14 protein-coding genes are annotated in these 17,409 nt (G+C 61.6%); 5 read left to right on the top strand and 9 right to left on the bottom strand.

The window, feature by feature from the left end; translation table 11 throughout:
- Positions 1-10: 10 nt before the first annotated feature.
- Genes AAFN47_RS22195 through deoC form a run of 3 tightly spaced genes read right to left on the bottom strand, consistent with a single transcriptional unit; the run spans position 11 to position 4,015 of the window.
- Positions 11-703, bottom strand: a complete 693-nt coding sequence (locus AAFN47_RS22195; RefSeq protein WP_499811446.1) for a GntR family transcriptional regulator — start codon at positions 701-703, stop codon at positions 11-13.
- Positions 693-3,074, bottom strand: coding sequence for an aldehyde dehydrogenase family protein (locus AAFN47_RS22190; protein ID WP_499811445.1), 2,382 nt, complete (start codon positions 3,072-3,074; stop codon positions 693-695). The genes AAFN47_RS22195 and AAFN47_RS22190 overlap by 11 nt, the downstream gene beginning before the upstream one ends.
- Before the next feature lie 11 nt (positions 3,075-3,085).
- Positions 3,086-4,015: a deoxyribose-phosphate aldolase gene (deoC, locus tag AAFN47_RS22185; RefSeq protein WP_499811467.1), complete on the bottom strand. Its 930-nt coding sequence runs from the start codon at positions 4,013-4,015 to the stop codon at positions 3,086-3,088.
- 289 nt (positions 4,016-4,304) lie between these two features.
- Here deoC and AAFN47_RS22180 point away from each other — a divergent pair, with 289 nt between their 5' ends.
- The gene (locus AAFN47_RS22180) at positions 4,305-5,861 is read left to right on the top strand and encodes a SulP family inorganic anion transporter (RefSeq protein WP_499811466.1); all 1,557 of its coding nucleotides are present in this window, start codon (positions 4,305-4,307) and stop codon (positions 5,859-5,861) included.
- Here AAFN47_RS22180 and AAFN47_RS22175 read toward each other — a convergent pair.
- Entirely contained in the window at positions 5,858-6,604 is a 747-nt protein-coding gene (locus AAFN47_RS22175) for an SDR family NAD(P)-dependent oxidoreductase (protein ID WP_499811444.1), read from the bottom strand. The two genes, AAFN47_RS22180 and AAFN47_RS22175, sit on opposite strands and share 4 nt — an antisense overlap.
- Positions 6,605-6,754: 150 nt before the next feature.
- Here AAFN47_RS22175 and hrpB point away from each other — a divergent pair, with 150 nt between their 5' ends.
- The 3 genes from hrpB to AAFN47_RS22160 all read left to right on the top strand — a co-directional run bounded on the left by hrpB (position 6,755) and on the right by AAFN47_RS22160 (position 11,199).
- Positions 6,755-9,214 (top strand): ATP-dependent helicase HrpB, encoded by a 2,460-nt coding sequence (gene hrpB / locus AAFN47_RS22170; RefSeq protein ID WP_499811443.1) that lies wholly within the window; start codon positions 6,755-6,757, stop codon positions 9,212-9,214.
- A gap of 37 nt (positions 9,215-9,251) precedes the next feature.
- Entirely contained in the window at positions 9,252-10,553 is a 1,302-nt protein-coding gene (locus AAFN47_RS22165; protein ID WP_499811465.1) for an ActS/PrrB/RegB family redox-sensitive histidine kinase, read from the top strand.
- 79 nt (positions 10,554-10,632) lie between these two features.
- Positions 10,633-11,199 (top strand): ActR/PrrA/RegA family redox response regulator transcription factor, encoded by a 567-nt coding sequence (locus AAFN47_RS22160; protein WP_499811442.1) that lies wholly within the window; start codon positions 10,633-10,635, stop codon positions 11,197-11,199.
- 10 nt (positions 11,200-11,209) lie between these two features.
- Here AAFN47_RS22160 and AAFN47_RS22155 read toward each other — a convergent pair whose 3' ends face one another.
- Positions 11,210-11,707 carry an MmcB family DNA repair protein gene (locus AAFN47_RS22155; RefSeq protein ID WP_499811441.1) on the bottom strand — a complete coding sequence of 166 codons (498 nt, stop codon included), beginning with the start codon at positions 11,705-11,707 and terminating at the stop codon, positions 11,210-11,212.
- Positions 11,708-11,934: 227 nt separating this feature from the next.
- Between AAFN47_RS22155 and AAFN47_RS22150 the strand changes: the two genes are divergently transcribed.
- Positions 11,935-12,588, top strand: coding sequence for a L,D-transpeptidase (locus AAFN47_RS22150; protein WP_499811440.1), 654 nt, complete (start codon positions 11,935-11,937; stop codon positions 12,586-12,588).
- Between the two features lie 82 nt (positions 12,589-12,670).
- Here AAFN47_RS22150 and AAFN47_RS22145 read toward each other — a convergent pair whose 3' ends face one another.
- From AAFN47_RS22145 to AAFN47_RS22130, 4 genes are all read right to left on the bottom strand, one after another.
- Complete coding sequence (locus AAFN47_RS22145) at positions 12,671-13,465, bottom strand: FAD binding domain-containing protein (protein WP_499811439.1); 795 nt, start codon at positions 13,463-13,465, stop codon at positions 12,671-12,673.
- 23 nt (positions 13,466-13,488) lie between these two features.
- A complete protein-coding gene (locus AAFN47_RS22140) occupies positions 13,489-15,837 on the bottom strand; it encodes a xanthine dehydrogenase family protein molybdopterin-binding subunit (RefSeq protein WP_499811438.1) in 2,349 nt (782 codons plus the stop codon).
- A gap of 118 nt (positions 15,838-15,955) precedes the next feature.
- Positions 15,956-16,444 carry a (2Fe-2S)-binding protein gene (locus AAFN47_RS22135; RefSeq protein WP_499811437.1) on the bottom strand — a complete coding sequence of 163 codons (489 nt, stop codon included), beginning with the start codon at positions 16,442-16,444 and terminating at the stop codon, positions 15,956-15,958.
- 212 nt (positions 16,445-16,656) lie between these two features.
- Positions 16,657-17,403: an SDR family oxidoreductase gene (locus AAFN47_RS22130; protein ID WP_499811436.1), complete on the bottom strand. Its 747-nt coding sequence runs from the start codon at positions 17,401-17,403 to the stop codon at positions 16,657-16,659.
- Positions 17,404-17,409 lie beyond the last annotated feature (6 nt).

Genomic DNA, 17,409 nt, shown 5'->3' with positions numbered 1-17,409 from the left:
GATCGAGCGATCAGTGGCCGTTTTCGCCGAGCCACTTTTCGAGATCGCAAACCGCTGCCTCGATATCGCCGACGACGCCTTCCCGCGCTGCAGCGACATCGCCTCGCGCAAACGCATCGACGATTGCCCCGTGGAAAATCATGGCCCGGTCGAGATGGGCGCCGTCGAGCGCGACGACGCGAAACCAGGGGCCCATGCGAAGCCAGAGGCTTTCGATGAAGGCAAGCAACATCTCGGCCGGCGCCGCGCGATAGATGTGGCTGTGAAACGCCCAGTTTGCGGTGAGATAGGCTTCGGTGTCCCCGTCCGCGATACCGACGTCCATTTCATTGCACAAACGATGAAGCGCTTCTATTTTGTCGCTCCCGATCGAGGCGGCGGCCCGCTCGACGGCAAGCCCCTCGAGCGCGATCCGCATTTGCCCGATTTCACGCAAGGAAGCCCTGTCCAGCCGCGGGATTTCCAGCGCCCTGTTGTGACCCGCGACGAGCGCGTTTTCCGTCTCAAGCCGTCTCAGTGCATCGCGCACCGGCATGACCGAGGCGCCGACGGCTTCGGCGACCGAGCGCAGGCTCAGCGACTGGCCCGGAAGAAAGAAGCCCGACATGATGCGCTGGCGCAGTTGCCGGTAGATCTGGTCCTGCAGCGTGGTCCGTTCAACTGTCTCGAGCCCGGTCGAGATCAGTTCGGACCTACTCCCCATAGGGAATCCAGATGTTCTTGACCTGGACAGCCTGGCGCAGAAATTCACGCCCTTCGGCCTGGGCGGCGTCGTACCAGTCGGTGGCGAGGCCATTGTCGACGAAGGTCCGCTTCATGTTGCTGACGGACAGGGCTTCCGCCATCTCGGACAACTCCATCGATCCGAATGCCCAAACCACGTCGACGTCGGCGTGTTCGATGAGCGTTTTCGCCAGCGCTTTCGAAGCGCCTGTCACGACATTGATGACCCCGGCGGGCACGTCGGACGTCTCCAGCACCTGGTAGAGATCGGCCGCCATCAATCCGTATCGTTCGCTGGGAACGGCGACGACAGGATTTCCCATTGCGACCAGCGGCGCGACAAGGCTGACGAAACCCAGCAGCGGCGCCTCCGGCGGACAGACGACGCCGGCTACGCCGACCGGTTCGTTCATGGCGAGAGCGACGCCGCGAAGCGGCGGCGAATGCACCGCACCGTCATATTTGTCGGCCCACGCGGCGTAGGTGAAAAGACGCTCGATTGCGGCGGCCACTTCCTTCTCCGCCTCGCTCTTGCGCGCTCCGGTCATATCAACAAGCCGGCTTGCGAATTCCTTTTCGCGAACGGCGAGATTCTCGGCCAGATAATAGAGGATCTGGGCTCTGAGATGCGTGGCCGCCTTGCCCCAGCCTTCGGCCTTGCGGGCGGCTTCCACCGCATTGCGAATGTCCTTGCGGTTTCCTTCGCCGACCTCTCCGATGATCTTGCCCTTCGGCGAAATCACGGGCAGCGAATAATTGCCATCCGGACGGACCTGCTTGCCGCCTATGAAAAGCTTGGCTGTGCGGTCGATCGCCATCGGCTCGAAGCTCGCGTCGGCGTCTGCTTCAGGAACGGGCGGCAGAGGCTTGCGCGGTTTGCGCGCCGCAAAGGCTTTCGGCTTCAGATATTCGAACACGCCCTCGCGACCGCCCTCGCGTCCGTAGCCCGATTCGCGGTAGCCGCCGAAACCCACGCCGGCGTCAAACAGGTTCGTGGCGTTGACCCAAACCACACCGGCCTTCAGCTTTGGAGCTATGTCGAGCGCGAGACTGATCTGCTCGCTCCAGATGCTGGCCGCGAGCCCGTAGCGGGTGTTGTTGGCGAGCGCGACCGCCTCGTCCGGAGTACGGAATGACATTGCGACCATGACTGGCCCGAAGATCTCTTCGGTCGCGACCGTCGAGGCCGGCTCGACGCCTGTCAGCAGTGTCGGCGGATGAAAACACCCATCTTCGGGCATCTCGATTGGCGGCGAAAACGCAGTCGCGCCCTCCTCGACGCCCTTTGCGACCAGCGCGCGGATGCGTTCGAGTTGGCGCTCCTCGATGACGGCGCCCATGTCGATCGCCTTGTCAAGCGGATGGCCGACGCGCAGCGTCGTCATGCGCTGCTTCAGCCGCTCGATGAAGCGGTCATGGATGCTTTCCTGCACCAGAAGTCGCGAGCCTGCGCAGCATACCTGACCCTGATTGAACCAGATCGCGTCCACGACGCCCTCGATGGCGCTTTCGAGATCAGCGTCGTCGAAGACGATGAAGGGCGATTTGCCCCCGAGCTCGAGCGTCAACGATTTACCACTGCCGGCGGTTTCAGCGCGAATCCTGCGGCCAACATCCGTAGAACCGGTGAAGGCGATCTTGCCGACCTTATCGTGTCCGACAAGAAGGGAGCCGGTGGATCCGTCGCCGGTCACGACGTTGAGCACTCCGGCAGGCAGGTCCGCTTTCGAGGCAAGCTCTGCGAAGAGCAGTGCGGTGAGCGGCGTCGATTCAGCCGGCTTCAGCACAACCGTGTTGCCGAGCGCCAGCGCCGGCGCAACCTTCCAGGCAAGCATCAGGAGCGGGAAATTCCACGGAATGATCTGGCCGATAACGCCAATCGGCTGGTAATCGGAGAACTCCGTATCCTGCAGTTCCGCCCAGCCGGCGTGGTGATAGAAATGTCTCGCGACCAGCGGAACATCGAGATCGCGTGTTTCGCGGATCGGCTTGCCGTTGTCGAGCGCTTCAAGCACGGCGAACAGTCGCGCATGACGCTGCACCATGCGGGCGAGCGCGTAGATGTGCCGAGCGCGCTTCTTTCCGCCGATCGCCTGCCAGGACGACTGGGCTTTCGCCGCCGCCGCAACCGCTGCGTCAATGTCAGCCTCGGCGCCGAGCGCGACGGTGGCCAGGATATTTCCGGTCGCCGGCTCGATCGTTTCGAAGCTCTTTCCTTTCGGCTCGGTGAAGCGCCCATTGATGAAATGGCCGAATCGCCCGTTGTGCGCAGCCAGCCAGCTGCGCGCATTGCCGTCGTCTTCCGGGGCGGGTCCGTAATCCATGCTGTCGAGATAGTCTGCTACTGACATGATACTTGTCCTCAGCCCATCGGATGGCGGTTGAAGGCCGAGTAACGGCCAGTGACGTGATGCTCAAGCTGACGTTCTATGTCGGCCAGCAGCGATGAGGCTCCGAAGCGCAAGAGATCCGGCTCCAGCCAGCGCCGGCCCAGTTCCTCCTTCATCAGAATCAGGTAGGCCAGTACATCCTTGGCTGTCGAAATCCCTCCGGCCGGTTTGAACCCGATCAGTTGGCCGGTGCGCGCATGGTACTCGCGGATCATTCTCAGCATGACGAGGCTGACAGGCAGAGTCGCGTTGGCGCTCTCCTTGCCGGTGGACGTCTTGATGAAATCAGCGCCCGCCATCATGCAAACCAGAGACGCCTTGGCGACATTGCGCAGCGTCCTGAGGTCGCCGGTCGCCAATATCGCCTTGACGTGCGCGTCGCCGCAGGCCGCGCGATAATCCCGCATCTCATTGTAGAGCGCTTTCCAGTCGCCGGTCAGCACATGTTCGCGGGTGATCACGATGTCGATCTCCCCCGCGCCGTCCGCGACCGACGCCTCGATCTCCCGGACCTTTGTGTCATGCGGGGCAAGACCAGCCGGAAATCCGGTGGAAACAGCTGCGACAGGGATCATGCTGCCTACGAGAGCCTCGACGGCGGTCGCGACGAACCGGTGATAAACGCAAACGGCGCCGGTTGAAATGCGCCGATCGGCGACGCCAAGCGCATCCAGAATATCCGGCCGGATCGGGCGCATTGCCTTGGCGCAGAGCCGTTTGACGCGGTTGGCTGTATCATCGCCATTCAGCGTCGTGAGATCAATACAGGTGACTGCTTTCAGCAACCAGCCTGCCTGGGCGTCCTTCTTGACGGACCGGCGTCCGGCCAGCGTCGCGCAACGCCGTTCCACGGCGGACGTGTTGATGCGGACCTCGTTGACCCAATCGAGTTCCAGCGGCATGCCCGGATTGCGAAGAATGGCGTTGCCGTGCAAACCGGCGGGCGCTGACCCGGTTTCGGCGACCTGAATATGTTCTGTCATGCCGTGGTGATATGTGTGATCACACTTGGAGTCAACGTCCGTTTTCATCATTCATATGCGCATGGGAGCTTTGCAGGGCAAATTTCAAGGTAGCCTTTTTTTGTGCGGTGCAATAAGGTGCGCGCGAAACCAAGCATTCCCTCACCCACATTTGGACGATTCTTTGCTCAAGCCAGCCTACGCAGCCATCAGCATGCCGATACGCAGGATGCGAAACCAGGACCAGTTTCCCCTGAATTCGGACCGTATTCGCATTGAAATACTTTCCGGACTGACCGTCGCTCTCGCCCTCGTGCCAGAGGCCGTCGCCTTCGCCTTTGTCGCAGGCGTCAATCCACTGGTCGGCCTCTACGCCGCCTTCATCGTCTGCCTGATCACCTCCGTTTTCGGCGGCCGTCCGGGCATGATCTCGGGCGCGACCGGAGCCCTGGCCGTCGTGATGGTGTCGCTTGTCGCCAGCCACGGCGTCAACTATCTTTTCGCCGCCGTCGTGCTGATGGGAATGTTGCAGATTGTCGCCGGAATTTTCCGGCTCGGCCGGTTCATCCGGCTCGTGCCGCATCCGGTGATGCTCGGCTTCGTCAATGGGCTTGCGATCGTGATCTTCCTGGCGCAGTTCGCGCAGTTCAAGGTGACGGGCCCCGACGGCGTCAAGTCGTGGATCAGCGGATTGCCGCTTGTCTACATGCTGGGCCTCGTCGCCTTGACGATGGTCGTGATCCATTTTGTGCCGCGCCTGACCCGTCTGGTCCCAGCGCCGCTCGCAGCCATCCTGGTCGTGGCCGCCATGGTGATCGGTTTTGACATTCCGGTTCCCCGCGTCGGCGACATGGCGTCGATCGCCGGCGGACTGCCGGAATTCGCGATCCCATCTGTTCCCTTCACGCTGGAAACACTTGAAATCATCCTGCCCTACTCAATCATTTTGGCCGCGATCGGCCTGATCGAAAGCCTTCTGACCTTCAACCTTGTCGGCGAGAAAACCGGCACGCGCGGCGGCGCGTCGCAGGAATGCGTAGCGCAGGGCGCAGCCAATGTGGTGACCGGATTCTTCGGTGGCATGGGCGGTTGCGCAATGATCGGACAGTCGATAATCAACGTCGAATCCGGGGCGCGGACACGCCTGTCCGGCATTACGGCGGCCGTCTTGCTGTTGAGCTTCATCCTGTTCGCATCGTCCATGATCGAACAGATCCCGCTCGCCGCACTCGTCGGCGTGATGTTCATGGTGGTGATCGGCACCTTCGCCTGGAAGAGCTTCACGATTATCACGCGCGTGCCGCGCATTGACGCCGCCGTCATTATTCTGGTTACGATCATCACCGTCCTGACGGATCTCGCCATCGCGGTGGTAGCCGGCGTCATCATATCGGCGCTTGCCTATGCCTGGAGCAACGCAACGCGGATCCGGGCGACTGTCGAGGATACGGACGACGCCCGCATTTACAGCATCGAGGGACCGCTGTTCTTCGGTTCCGCGGCCGGCTTTCAGGAACTCTTCAAGCCTGACGAGGATCCCGATCACGTCATCGTCGATTTTAAGTCATCGCGGGTCGCAGACCAGTCTGCGCTGCAGGCGATCGAAGCGCTCGCCTCGAAATATGAAGCGGCGGGCATACGTCTGGAATTGCGACACCTGTCGCGCGACTGTCACGCATTGCTCTCGAAAGCAGGCCAGTTGATGATCGATTCCGACGATGACCCCGACTATGGCCTCGCGGTCCACTACGGCGTCCGTATCGGCCGGTTCGACTCTGCCCACTAAACGTGCTGGCCGCCATTGATGTGGATCTCGCTGCCCGTCACGTAAGATGACGCGCTGCTGCACAGAAAGAAGATAGTCTCGGCCACTTCGGCCGTCGTTCCCAGCCTGCGCAGGGGAATGTTCTCGACGATCTTGTCGGTTCCGGGCGACAGGATCGCGGTCTCGATTTCACCGGGTGCGATGGCGTTGACGCGAATGCCGTGCGGCCCAAAATCCGCCGCCATTTCACGCGTCAGCGAGGCAAGCGCCGCCTTGGACGTCGCATAGGCGGTTCCAGCGAAAGGGTGTACGCGAGAGCCAACGATCGAGGTTACGTTGACGACCGAGCCTTTCGCTGTCTCCAGTTCCCTGAACAGGCCGCGGGCAAGCATGATGGGCGCAAAGAAATTGACCTGAAAGACATCTCGCCACACATGCATGGGCGTTTCCAGCGAGTTCATGCGCGTGCCGTCTTCTGTTTTGGGGGAGATGCCGGCGTTGTTGACCAGCGCGTCCAGCCGTCCGCCCTCTTTTTCCAGGCGATGGCGGATTTCAGCGACTGCGCTTCCGACGTCCTCCTGATCGGAAAGGTCAATTTTGATATGGTCCTCCGGACCAGCCGGCCACGGACAGTTTTCGGCGAAGGACTGCCTTGAACAGGTTATCACCCGCCAGCCATCGCGCGAGAACCGTTTGACCGTCGCATGTCCTATTCCACGGCTCGCGCCCGTCAGCACTAGTGTCTTGCGGACGGTTTCGCCCATGTCCAGCTCCGTCAATCCAGTGTGAACCAATCCTGATCTATGTAGCCCACCTGCCTCGTGATAGCGAGCGCCGATTGATCAGGAAGGGCGGATTGCCGCAAGCCGTCCGCAACTGATAGACAGGGAAGCCATTATCGCAACCGGCAGACCATGAAACCCGAGCTTCCCCGCCTTCCCGTCAGCGACGCCCTGCCCGACCTCTCGTCGGCGATGGAGCAGTCGCAAAATGTGGTGCTTGCCGCGCCGCCGGGCGCTGGCAAGACGACGCTGGTCCCGCTCCATCTGCTCGATCAGCCCTGGGCGAAGCAGGGGCGATTCATCATGCTGGAGCCGCGCAGACTGGCGGCGAGGGCCAGCGCCCGGCAGATGGCGCGCCTTCTCGGCGAAAAGGCCGGCGAAACCGTCGGTTACAGGACGCGGCTTGATACGCGGGTATCCGGCGACACCCGTATCGAGGTGGTGACGGAAGGCGTCTTCACCCGCATGCTGCTCGACGAACCCGAACTGCCCGGCGTCTCTCTCGTCATTTTCGACGAGTTTCACGAGCGGTCGCTTGACGCCGATTTTGGACTGGCGCTGGCGCTCGACGTGCAATCGGCGCTGCGCGAAGATCTCAGAATTCTCGTGATGTCGGCTACGCTCGACGTCGCGCGCGTCTCCGCCATACTCGGCGATGCGCCGGCGATTGAAAGCGCAGGCCGCAGCTTTCCGGTCGATCTGCGTTATGAGGAGCGCCCTTCCGGGATTGATATCGCAGCCTACATGGCGCGCATCATCCGCCGGACGCTCGATACGGAAGAGGGCTCCATACTCGCTTTTCTGCCGGGCCAGGCCGAAATCAGGCGAACGGCCGAAGCGCTGGTGAAGGATCTGCCGGGCGACGCCGTGATCGCGCCGCTCTTCGGCAACCTTTCGGGCGCCGAACAGGACGCCGCGATCCGGCCGGCCGAACAGGGACGGCGTAAAATCGTTCTCGCCACGTCGATCGCCGAAACGTCAATCACAATCGAAGGCGTGAGGATCGTCCTCGATAGCGGGTTGCAGCGCTTGCCTGTGCATGAAGCATCAACCGGGATCACCCGTCTGGAAACCGTTCGGGTGTCGCGCGCCTCAGCTGACCAGCGCGCCGGCCGCGCCGGACGGACCGCGCCGGGCGTCGCGATCCGGTTGTGGCGACGCGAACAGACGGATTCCATGTTCGCCTTCACGCCGCCGGCGATCCTTGCGAGCGACCTGAGCGGTTTCGTGCTCGACTGCGCCTCCTGGGGCGTGACCGATCCGTCGCGCCTTGCACTGATCGATCCGCCACCGACGGCGGCCATTGCCGAGGCCCGCAAACTGCTGGTTTCGCTTGGCGCGATCGATTACAGCTTTGCAATAACCCCGAAGGGCGTGATGATGCGGCGTCTCGGCCTGCCGGCGCGTCTCGCGGCCATCGTGATCGCGGCTGCGGAGACAGGCGCGGCGACCACAGCCGCGCAACTGGCCGTGCTTGAAGGCGAGCAGGGGCTTGGCGGCAACGCGACGGATCTGGAGCACCGTCTCTCCCGTTTCCGCAGCGACAGCAGTCCGCGGGCGAAATCCGCCCGTTCGCTAGCACAGCGCATCACCGTCAAGTCCGGCGGCGCAGGGAAAGACGAACAAATCGCAGCGGGCCCCCTATTGCTCGCGGGGTATCCCGACCGGGTGGCAATGCGGCGCGGCATCGACCATGGACGCCGCTTCTACAGCCTCGCCAATGGCCGCGGCGCCTTTCTGGAGGAGAGCGATCCGATATCGAACGAAGAATTGCTGGTGGTGACCGATCTCACAGGGCATGCCGCTTCGCAGCGCATCCTGTCGGCGGCGCGGATCGACATGACCGATATCGCCTCCCGCATTGAGGAAAGCGAGGAATTCCGGTTTGACGCAGACAGCGGCGCTGTACGGGCGCGGCGCGTCAAGCGTCTCGGCAAGCTTCTCCTCGGCGAAGCCGCATTGCCGGTCAAGGCTGGCGCCGAAGCGTCGCGCGCTCTTGCGGAAGGCATTCGCAAGGCAGGACTGAATACACTGCCCTGGAGCCGGGAATGCCAGCACCTGCGCGACAGGATCGAATGGCTGCGTCGCACGCTCGGCGATGAATGGCCGGATCTTTCGGACGACGCGCTCGCAAAGGACATGGACAGGTGGTTTGAGCCCTTCCAACCGAACGCGACGTCCATCCGGGAGATCGACGGTTCAGCCCTGTCGCACGGTCTTCGCTCGCTGGTCGATCCTTCCCTTCTGGCGCAGATCGATCGGCTCGCCCCGACGCATTTCACAACACCAGCGGGTTCCCGGCTGCCGGTCAACTATTCCGGCGACGCGCCAGCGCTCTCCGTGCGCGTGCAGGAACTGTTCGGGCTGAAAAGTCATCCGGCCATTGCCGGGGGCTCCGCGCCGCTGGTTCTTGAACTGCTTTCGCCCGCCCACAGGCCGATCCAGACCACCCGCGATCTGCCCGGTTTCTGGACCGGCTCGTGGCGGGACGTCCGCGCCGACATGCGCGGACGCTATCCGAAACATCACTGGCCGGAGGATCCCGGAGCCGCCGAGCCGACAAGCCGCGCCAAACATTACAAAAGACGGTAGACTTATGATCTCGGCAGGTTAGATCAGTTTCATGGCTATGGAATATTCGACCTATATCGACGCAGCGCGCGATTCCGGCAGGCTTCGCATCCAGACACTGATCCGGCTGCGCGTGCTCGCCATCATTGGCCAGAGCGTGACCGTGCTGGGCGTCGCATACGGTCTTGGATTCGATGTCCCGGTCGCCGCCTGTTTCGCCCTGATCGCGCTGCTTGCCGTCTTCAACGTGGTTTTGAGGATTTGCTATACGACCACCCATCGGCTGGAGCCGGCGACCTCGACGCTGATCCTCAGCTTCGATACGCTCCAACTGTCGGGTCTGCTCTATATGACCGGCGGTCTCGACAATCCGTTTTCCCTTCTAATGTGCGTTCCGGTGATTATCGCGTCTGCGTCGCTACCGGTGCGATATGTTGTAATCGTCGGCTGCGTGGCGGTCGCCGCTGTCACCGTAATTGCCTTCTACCACTGGCCGTTGCCCTGGCATGAAGGCGCCGTGTTCAAATTACCGCCAGTTTTGCTTGCCGGCTCCTGGATCGCCATCGTCTCGACATCGGCCTTCGCCGCCTTCTACGCCTATCGCGTTTCGGCTGAAGGCCAGGAACTTGCACAGGCGCTCGCCGCCACGGAATTCGCCCTGCAGCGTGAACAACACCTTTCCGCGCTCGATGGCCTGGCGGCTGCGGCAGCCCATGAACTCGGGTCGCCTCTCGCCACGATCACCATCATCGCGCGTGAAATGGAAAAGGCGCTCGGCGGCGATGAACGCTATGGCGAGGACGTGCATCTTCTGAAAAGCCAGAGCGAGCGTTGCCGCGACATCATTCGCAGGCTCACCACACTCTCCAGTTCGGGTGAGGCGCATCTGCGCAACCTTCCACTCACGTCGCTTATTGAGGAAGTGATCGCGCCACATCGAGAGTTTGGCGTGGAGATCCAGGTCGAGCACAGTTTCGAAGATGGCGGCGAGCCGGTCGGCAGGCGCAACGCCGGTATCGTTCATGGCCTTGGCAATCTGGTGGAGAACGCCGTCGACTTCGCCGGTTCTGTCGTGCGCATCGAAACCCGTTCCGACAAGAACTGCGTCCGCGTCACAATTACCGATGACGGCCCGGGATTTGCCCCGGAGGTGCTGGCGCGCATCGGAGACCCCTATGTCACCAGGCGATCGCGCAACGCGAATTCAAGCGCCGGAGGCATGGGCCTGGGACTGTTCATCGCAAAAACCCTGCTTGAGCGCTCGGGCGCGACGTTGGCCTTTTCCAATGCCGCGGACGGCGGCGCGCAGGTGACAATTGCCTGGCCGAGAAAAGCGATGGTGGCTGACGCGGAATCCTGATCGCCGGACGGGGTGCGACACTATTGGCTTTTTTGTTTCAGAGCCTTATGTAGCTATCAACAATACAGGAAACGATCTGATGAGCATGGCGCCAGAGAGCGAAGCAGACGAGATTCTCGGCGAGGACCGGTCGCTTCTGCTCGTCGATGATGACGGGCCGTTCGTCCGTCGTCTCGGCCGTGCCATGGAAACCCGCGGTTTCGACGTGGCTCTCGCCGAATCAATCGCAGAAGGACGCGCGGCGATCCGGAGCAAACCGCCGAAATATGCGGTTATCGACTTGCGGCTCGAGGATGGAAATGGCCTCGAACTGATCGAGGCGCTCCGCAAGGTTCGCGAGGATACGCGGATCGTGATGCTGACTGGCTACGGCAATATCGCGACCGCCGTGAATGCGGTAAAACTCGGCGCGATCGACTATCTGTCGAAACCCGCAGACGCGGACGATGTGTTCGCGGCCCTGACCTGCAAGCCGGGAGAGAAGGTCGAGCCGCCGGAAAACCCGATGTCGGCAGACCGCGTACGCTGGGAACATATTCAGCGTGTCTATGAAATGTGCGATCGAAACGTGTCGGAAACGGCAAGGCGGCTCAACATGCACCGCCGGACATTGCAGCGTATTCTTGCAAAGCGCGCGCCGCGCTGAGTTTTCCTGATCATTTCAGGCCGTCATCCACAGCCTGCTGATAGGCAAGATGTTCGGCAAAAAGGAGCCTGTCGGCGCTCGCGCGGGCGAACCGCAGCGTAAGCGCCTTGCGGGTAGCCGGCGGCAGCCGATGTTCCGGGGCGTCGCGCATGATCTCGGCGTCGTAACCGTCCGACAGAATCATCCCGCAGTCATCGGGAAAGATTTCCAGAGGCACGCCCGGATGCGTGGCGAAAAACAGCCGATCGCAATGCAGCCGATAGTCTGGCCACTTGGAATCGACCCGGAAGTCCTCGATCGATGATTTGATCTCGACGATCCAGATTTCTCCCTTGGCGGATAGCGAGATGAGATCCGCCCGCCTTCCGCTTGCGAGGCTGAGTTCCGGCAACATGGCGTGCTGCATGTCGCGCAACAGCTTCTGAACGCCGCGTCGCACGAGCAAAGCCCGTTCGGACTGGCGACCGTCTACAAGTGTGGGTTCCGGATGGGGCGATACGATCGTCATAATCAAAAACGGTGATGCGACTCCTTTGTTGCGGTTTCGTTCCATGATACCGCTCCATCCGTCTGATGGGAACCGCCGGCGGACAGTTGTAGGAAAGACATACTGGCAAGGAGAATGACAGTTTTTTGATTCATCTATATCAGGAAGCACTTGCCAATTCGGGATTTATACAAATAAACCGTGACTATTGCAGAGTTTGTTCGCAGCGATCGCAATAGGGGACATGTGTGACTTTAGTTGATAGAAGAGGGGCTCTCGCTTTTCTGGGACTGGCCGCCGCAACTGCGCTGGCCGGATGTACGACAAGCGGGCCGCAGTTTACAGAACGGGTATTCACCAGCGAGTACGGAGCCGTCAAGGATGGCGGCTACACAATTCCTGCGGTTCCCATTGAGCGGGTTCCAACACAGTTTCACCGACAGATTGTCACCTACCGGACGAAGGAAAAGCCCGGAACCATCGTCGTGGATACCCGCAGCCGGCACCTCTACTATGTCATGCCGGGCAACAAGGCGATGCGTTACGGTATTGGCGTCGGTCGCGCCGGCTTCGCCTGGGAAGGCGAGGCCTATGTGTCCTGGAAGCAGCCCTGGCCGCGCTGGCATCCGCCGAAGGAAATGATCGCCCGCGATCCGCGGCTTAAGAAATACGCCGATGGCGGCCAGGCGCCGGGTCTCGGCAACCCGCTAGGCGCGCGCGCGCTCTACCTGTTCGACAACAACGGCAAGGACACGCTCTACCGGCTGCACGGCACGCCAGAATGGAAGTCGATCGGCACGGCCGCCTCGTCCGGCTGCATCCGTCTCATGAACCAGGATATCATCGATCTTTATTCCCGGGTCAAACCGGGTAAAAGCACCAAGGTCGTCGTGATTCAGTAGCATTTGCGAGAACGCAATCCAACAAAACGGCCCGGCTGTGCTCATTGCAACCGGGCCGTTTCCAATTGACGGTCGAGGCAGGTCAGGCTGCGGCGACTGCGCGTTTCGCCATCACCTTGACGAGGTGGGCGCGATATTCGGCGGTGCCGTGGATATCCGACATCATGTCGCCGGGATCGACGGTGACGCCGTCGAGCGCATCGGGTGAGAAATTGCCGGCGAGCGCCTGCTCCATGTCTGACGCGCGATAGACGCCGTCCGATCCGGCGCCTGTCACGCCGACTCGCACCGTTCCGCCCTTCTTCGCCACGAACACCCCGGCCATGGCGTAGCGCGACGCCGGGTTCGGGAACTTCTGATAGGCGGCGCTGTCCGGCGCCTCGAAAGACACGGCGGTGACGATTTCGTCGTCGCCAAGCGCCGTCTCGAACATGCCTACAAAGAAGTCGTCGGCCGCAATCTCCCGCTTGTTGGTGTAGATGGTTGCGTTCAGGGCAAGCATGGCTGACGGATAGTCTGCGGCGGGATCGTTATTGGCGATCGATCCACCGATGGTTCCCATGTGTCGGACATGCGGGTCGCCGATATGGGAGGCAAGGCCGGCAAGCGCCGGACAGGCGTTTTTTAAATCGGCGGAACCGGCGACTTCCGCATGGGTCGTTCCGGCGCCGATCTTCACAACGCCGCCGCTGACGGAAATGCCCTTGAGTTCGGCGACGTGCCGCAGATCGACGATGTCGGTCGGCGCGGCAAGCCGCTGCTTCATCGTCGGAATGAGCGTCTGCCCGCCGGAAAGCAATTTTCCTTCCTCGGCCGCCGCCAGCATCTGTTCGGCCTCCGAAAGCGAGGAAGCCCGGTGATAATTGGTTGCATACATGTGAGTACCCTTCCCTCGAATTCCTATTTTGCGTTCAGAGCGGCCCAGACATTCTGGGGCGTCGCCGGCATGGAAAGATCATTGTTGCCGATCGCATCCGTGATCGCATTGATGAGCGCTCCCGGCGAACCGATGGCGCCTGCTTCGCCGCAACCCTTGATCCCGAGCGGATTGGAGGGGCAAGGCGTCGTCGTTGTCAAGACGTTGAAGGACGGCAGGTCATGGGCGCGCGGCATGGCGTAGTCCATGTAGCTGGCTGTCAACAACTGTCCTGACTCCGGATCGTAGGCGCACCCTTCGAGCATGGCTTGGCCAATTCCCTGCGCGACGCCGCCATGAACCTGGCCCTCGACAATCATCGGATTGATGATATTGCCGAAATCGTCGGCCGCCACGAACTGTATGATCTGCGTGGTTCCGGTGTCCGGGTCCACTTCGACCTCACAGATATAGCAGCCGGCCGGGAAGGTGAAGTTGGACGGATCGTAGAACGACGTCTCCTTCAGCCCGGGTTCCATGCCGTCCGGCAGATTGTGCGCAGTGTAGCAGGCAAGCGAAACTTCGTGCCATGCAAGCTTCTTGTCGGTGCCGGCGACCTTGACTTCGCCGTTTTCGATGACGATGTCGCTTTCATCGGCCTCGAGCAGGTGAGCGGCGACCTTCTTGGCCTTGGCCTCGACCTTGTCGAGCGCGCCGGCGATCGCCGACATGCCGACTGCGCCCGAGCGGGAGCCGTAGGTTCCCATGCCCATCTGCACCTTGTCGGTGTCGCCGTGGACGATGGAGATCGAATCCAGGCCGACCCCGAGGCGTTCCGCGACGAGCTGCGCGAAGGTGGTCTCGTGACCCTGGCCGTGGCTGTGCGAGCCTGTCAGCACCTCGATGGTGCCGACGGCGTTGACCCGCACCTCGGCCGATTCCCACAGCCCGACGCCGGCGCCAAGAGAACCGACGGCCTTGGACGGCGCGATGCCGCAGGCCTCGATATAGCAGTTGAAACCGATGCCGCGCAGCTTGCCGCGAGCTTCGGCCTCCGCCTTGCGGGCCGGGAAGCCGGCGTAATCCGCGGCTTCCATAGCGACGTCCAGCGACGCTTCGAAATCACCCGCGTCATAGGTCATGATGACCGGCGTTTCGTGCGGGAATGTCTTCACGAAGTTGATGCGGCGCAGTTCCGCCGGGTCCATGTCGAGCTGCCGCGCCGCCGTCTCCATGGCGCGTTCCACCAGGTAGGAGGCTTCAGGCCTCCCAGCACCGCGATAGGCGTCGACCGGGGTGGTGTTGGTATAGACCGTGCGGACATTCGCGAAGATATTCGGAATGTCATACTGACCCGAAAGCAACGTCGCATAGAGATAGGTCGGCACCGACGACGAAAACAGCGACATGTAGGCGCCGAGGTTGGCGAGCGTGTCGATCTTGAAGGCGGTGATCTTCTTGTTCGCGTCGAGGGCGATCTTGATTGTCGACAAATGGTCGCGTCCATGGGCGTCCGTCATGAAGGACTCTGTCCTGTCCGCCACCCATTTGACCGGCACGCCGGTGCGCTTCGAGGCCCACAGGCAGACGATCTCTTCCGGATAGATGAAGATCTTGGAGCCGAAGCCTCCGCCGACGTCGGGCGCAATGACGCGCAGCTTGTTTTCCGGCGCGACGTTGTAGAAGGCGCTCATGACGAGCCGCGCCACATGCGGGTTCTGCGACGTCGTCCAGCAGGTATAGTGATCCTCGCCCGGATCATAATGGCCAAGGGTCGCCCGCGGCTCCATGGCGTTGGGGATCAGCCGGTTATTCGACACTTCCAGTTCGACGATATGGGCCGCGTCCGAAATCGCTTCTTCCACTGCCGTCTCGTCGCCGATCGTCCAGTCGAAGACCAGATTGTTTTCCGCCACAGGATGGATTTGCGGCGCGCCGGCCTCGACGGCCGTGACGAGATCAGTGACCGCGTCCAGTTCCTCGTAGTCGATCACAACCTTTTCGGACGCTTCCCGCGCGATCGCCTTGGTTTCGGCGACGACGATCACGACCGCCTCGCCGACATAACGAACCGTATCGCCAGCCAGCGGACGCCAGTCGCCCATTTTCATGGGAGAGCCGTCGCGGGAATGGATCATCCAGCCGCAGATCAGATTGCCGATGCCGTCGGCCGCAAGCTGATCGCCGTCGAGAACGTCGATCACGCCCTCAACCGCCAGCGCCTCGCTTTTGTCGATGCTCTTGATTCTGGCGTGAGCGTACGGGCTGCGGACGAAGATCGCGTGTTTCATGCCAACGACATTCATATCGTCGGTATAGCGACCTTTGCCCGTGATGAAGCGCCTGTCTTCCTTGCGCGCAACGCGGGCGCCAATTCCTTCTACTACTCCCATGGAACTTCTCCTCCAAAATCCGGAGCATGACGCTCCAGTGCGGAGTCCGGATTCCACGCTGCCGCGCCGGTGACCAACCGGACGTTACGGAGGTGAGCGGACTCCCGTAATTGTCCGGTTATTCGGCAGCCTGTCTGGAGCCGCTGGTTTCTGCGGCTGCAGCGAGGATCGATTTGACGATATTGTGGTAGCCCGTGCACCGGCAGATATTGCCTTCGAGTTCCGCGCGAACCGTCGCCTCGTCGAGATCGCCGCCATGACGTTCGATCATGTCGACCGCCGCCATGATCATGCCCGGCGTGCAGAATCCGCATTGCAGGCCATGATTCTCGTGAAAGGCTTTCTGCACCGGGTGCAGCACGTCGCCATTCGCAAGACCTTCGATCGTCGTGACCGACGAACCGGACGCCTGGGCCGCCAACATCGTGCACGACTTGACGGCCTTGCCGTCCACATGCACCACGCAAGCGCCGCATTGCGACGTGTCGCAACCGACATGGGTGCCGGTAAGCGCGAGATTGGAACGAAGAAATTCGACGAGAAGCGTCCTGTCCTCGGCTTCGCCGCTGACTTTCCGCCCATTCACCGTCATTGTTAAGCTTGCCATCGATTTCCTCCCAGGAAACGATACTTGACTGACACGACGCAGGGTCCTGCGTCATTTACTGGTCCGTCCGAGCGGTCGTGGAGAACGACCGGCAACAGGCGGAGCGACGAGTGGAGCATTTTTGCTGTCGCTAGAATCGACATAGATTTTAATTACTCCAATTCAATGGAGCCAGCGAAACGGTCCGGTGTCAAGTGCGAAGCGCGGCGGGTCTAGATGCAGCGGCCGCCATCGACCTCCATGATCACGCCCGTCACCATGCCGGCCTCGTCCGAGCACAGGAAACACGCGGCATTTCCCATGTCCTCCGGCGTCGAGAAGCGACCGATCGGTATGGTCGAAAGAAACTTCGCGCGCATCTCAGGCGTGTCCTCGCCCATGAAGCTTTTCAGCAGCGGGGTCTCGCCTGCGACCGGGGCGATCGCATTGACGCGGACGCCAATCGGCGCAAGCTCTACAGCCATTGTCTTTGTCGCCGTGATCATCCAGCCCTTGGAAGCGTTGTACCAGTTGAGCCGTGGCCTGGGACTGACGCCGGCAGTGGAAGCGACATTCATGATAGCGCCCTGACCCCGGCTCTTCATGTGCGGAACGATGCTGCGCGCCGTCAGGTAAACAGACTTGACGTTGACCGCCAGCACCCTGTCGAAATCCTCCTCTGACACATCTTCCATCGCCATCGGCAGATGCGTGACGCCAGCGTTGTTGATGAGGATGTCGATCGCGCCGAAAGCTTTCAGCGCCGCTTGCGTCATCGCCTCCACGCTTTCGCCGTTCGACACGTCCACGACTTGCGCGACGGCGGCGTCTCCGAGTTCAGCGGCGAAGGACGCCGCCGCTTCGCTATTGACGTCGGCGATCATGACGCGGGCGCCTTCACTGACGAATTTTCTCGCGATCCCGGCGCCGAAACCGGACGCGCCCCCCGTCACGATGGCCGATTTTCCTGCAAGCCGCATAGTGTT

Origin of the sequence: Hoeflea sp. CAU 1731, assembly GCF_039888615.1 — a bacterium.
Taxonomy (GTDB): Bacteria; Pseudomonadota; Alphaproteobacteria; order Rhizobiales; family Rhizobiaceae; genus Flavimaribacter.
Note: the sequence above shows the minus strand (reverse complement) of the source record. Positions and strands in the feature narration are given on the sequence as shown.

What these genes read in the sequence shown, in the direction of transcription:
- AAFN47_RS22195 (WP_499811446.1), bottom strand. Translation starts at nt 703, where the DNA reads ATGGGGAGTAGGTCCGAACTGATCTCGACCGGGCTCGAGACAGTTGAA.
- AAFN47_RS22190 (WP_499811445.1), bottom strand. Translation starts at nt 3,074, where the DNA reads ATGTCAGTAGCAGACTATCTCGACAGCATGGATTACGGACCCGCCCCG.
- deoC (WP_499811467.1), bottom strand. Translation starts at nt 4,015, where the DNA reads ATGCCGCTGGAACTCGATTGGGTCAACGAGGTCCGCATCAACACGTCC.
- AAFN47_RS22180 (WP_499811466.1), top strand. Translation starts at nt 4,305, where the DNA reads ATGCGAAACCAGGACCAGTTTCCCCTGAATTCGGACCGTATTCGCATT.
- AAFN47_RS22175 (WP_499811444.1), bottom strand. Translation starts at nt 6,604, where the DNA reads ATGGGCGAAACCGTCCGCAAGACACTAGTGCTGACGGGCGCGAGCCGT.
- hrpB (WP_499811443.1), top strand. Translation starts at nt 6,755, where the DNA reads ATGAAACCCGAGCTTCCCCGCCTTCCCGTCAGCGACGCCCTGCCCGAC.
- AAFN47_RS22165 (WP_499811465.1), top strand. Translation starts at nt 9,252, where the DNA reads ATGGAATATTCGACCTATATCGACGCAGCGCGCGATTCCGGCAGGCTT.
- AAFN47_RS22160 (WP_499811442.1), top strand. Translation starts at nt 10,633, where the DNA reads ATGAGCATGGCGCCAGAGAGCGAAGCAGACGAGATTCTCGGCGAGGAC.
- AAFN47_RS22155 (WP_499811441.1), bottom strand. Translation starts at nt 11,707, where the DNA reads ATGACGATCGTATCGCCCCATCCGGAACCCACACTTGTAGACGGTCGC.
- AAFN47_RS22145 (WP_499811439.1), bottom strand. Translation starts at nt 13,465, where the DNA reads ATGTATGCAACCAATTATCACCGGGCTTCCTCGCTTTCGGAGGCCGAA.
- AAFN47_RS22140 (WP_499811438.1), bottom strand. Translation starts at nt 15,837, where the DNA reads ATGGGAGTAGTAGAAGGAATTGGCGCCCGCGTTGCGCGCAAGGAAGAC.
- AAFN47_RS22135 (WP_499811437.1), bottom strand. Translation starts at nt 16,444, where the DNA reads ATGGCAAGCTTAACAATGACGGTGAATGGGCGGAAAGTCAGCGGCGAA.
- AAFN47_RS22130 (WP_499811436.1), bottom strand. Translation starts at nt 17,403, where the DNA reads ATGCGGCTTGCAGGAAAATCGGCCATCGTGACGGGGGGCGCGTCCGGT.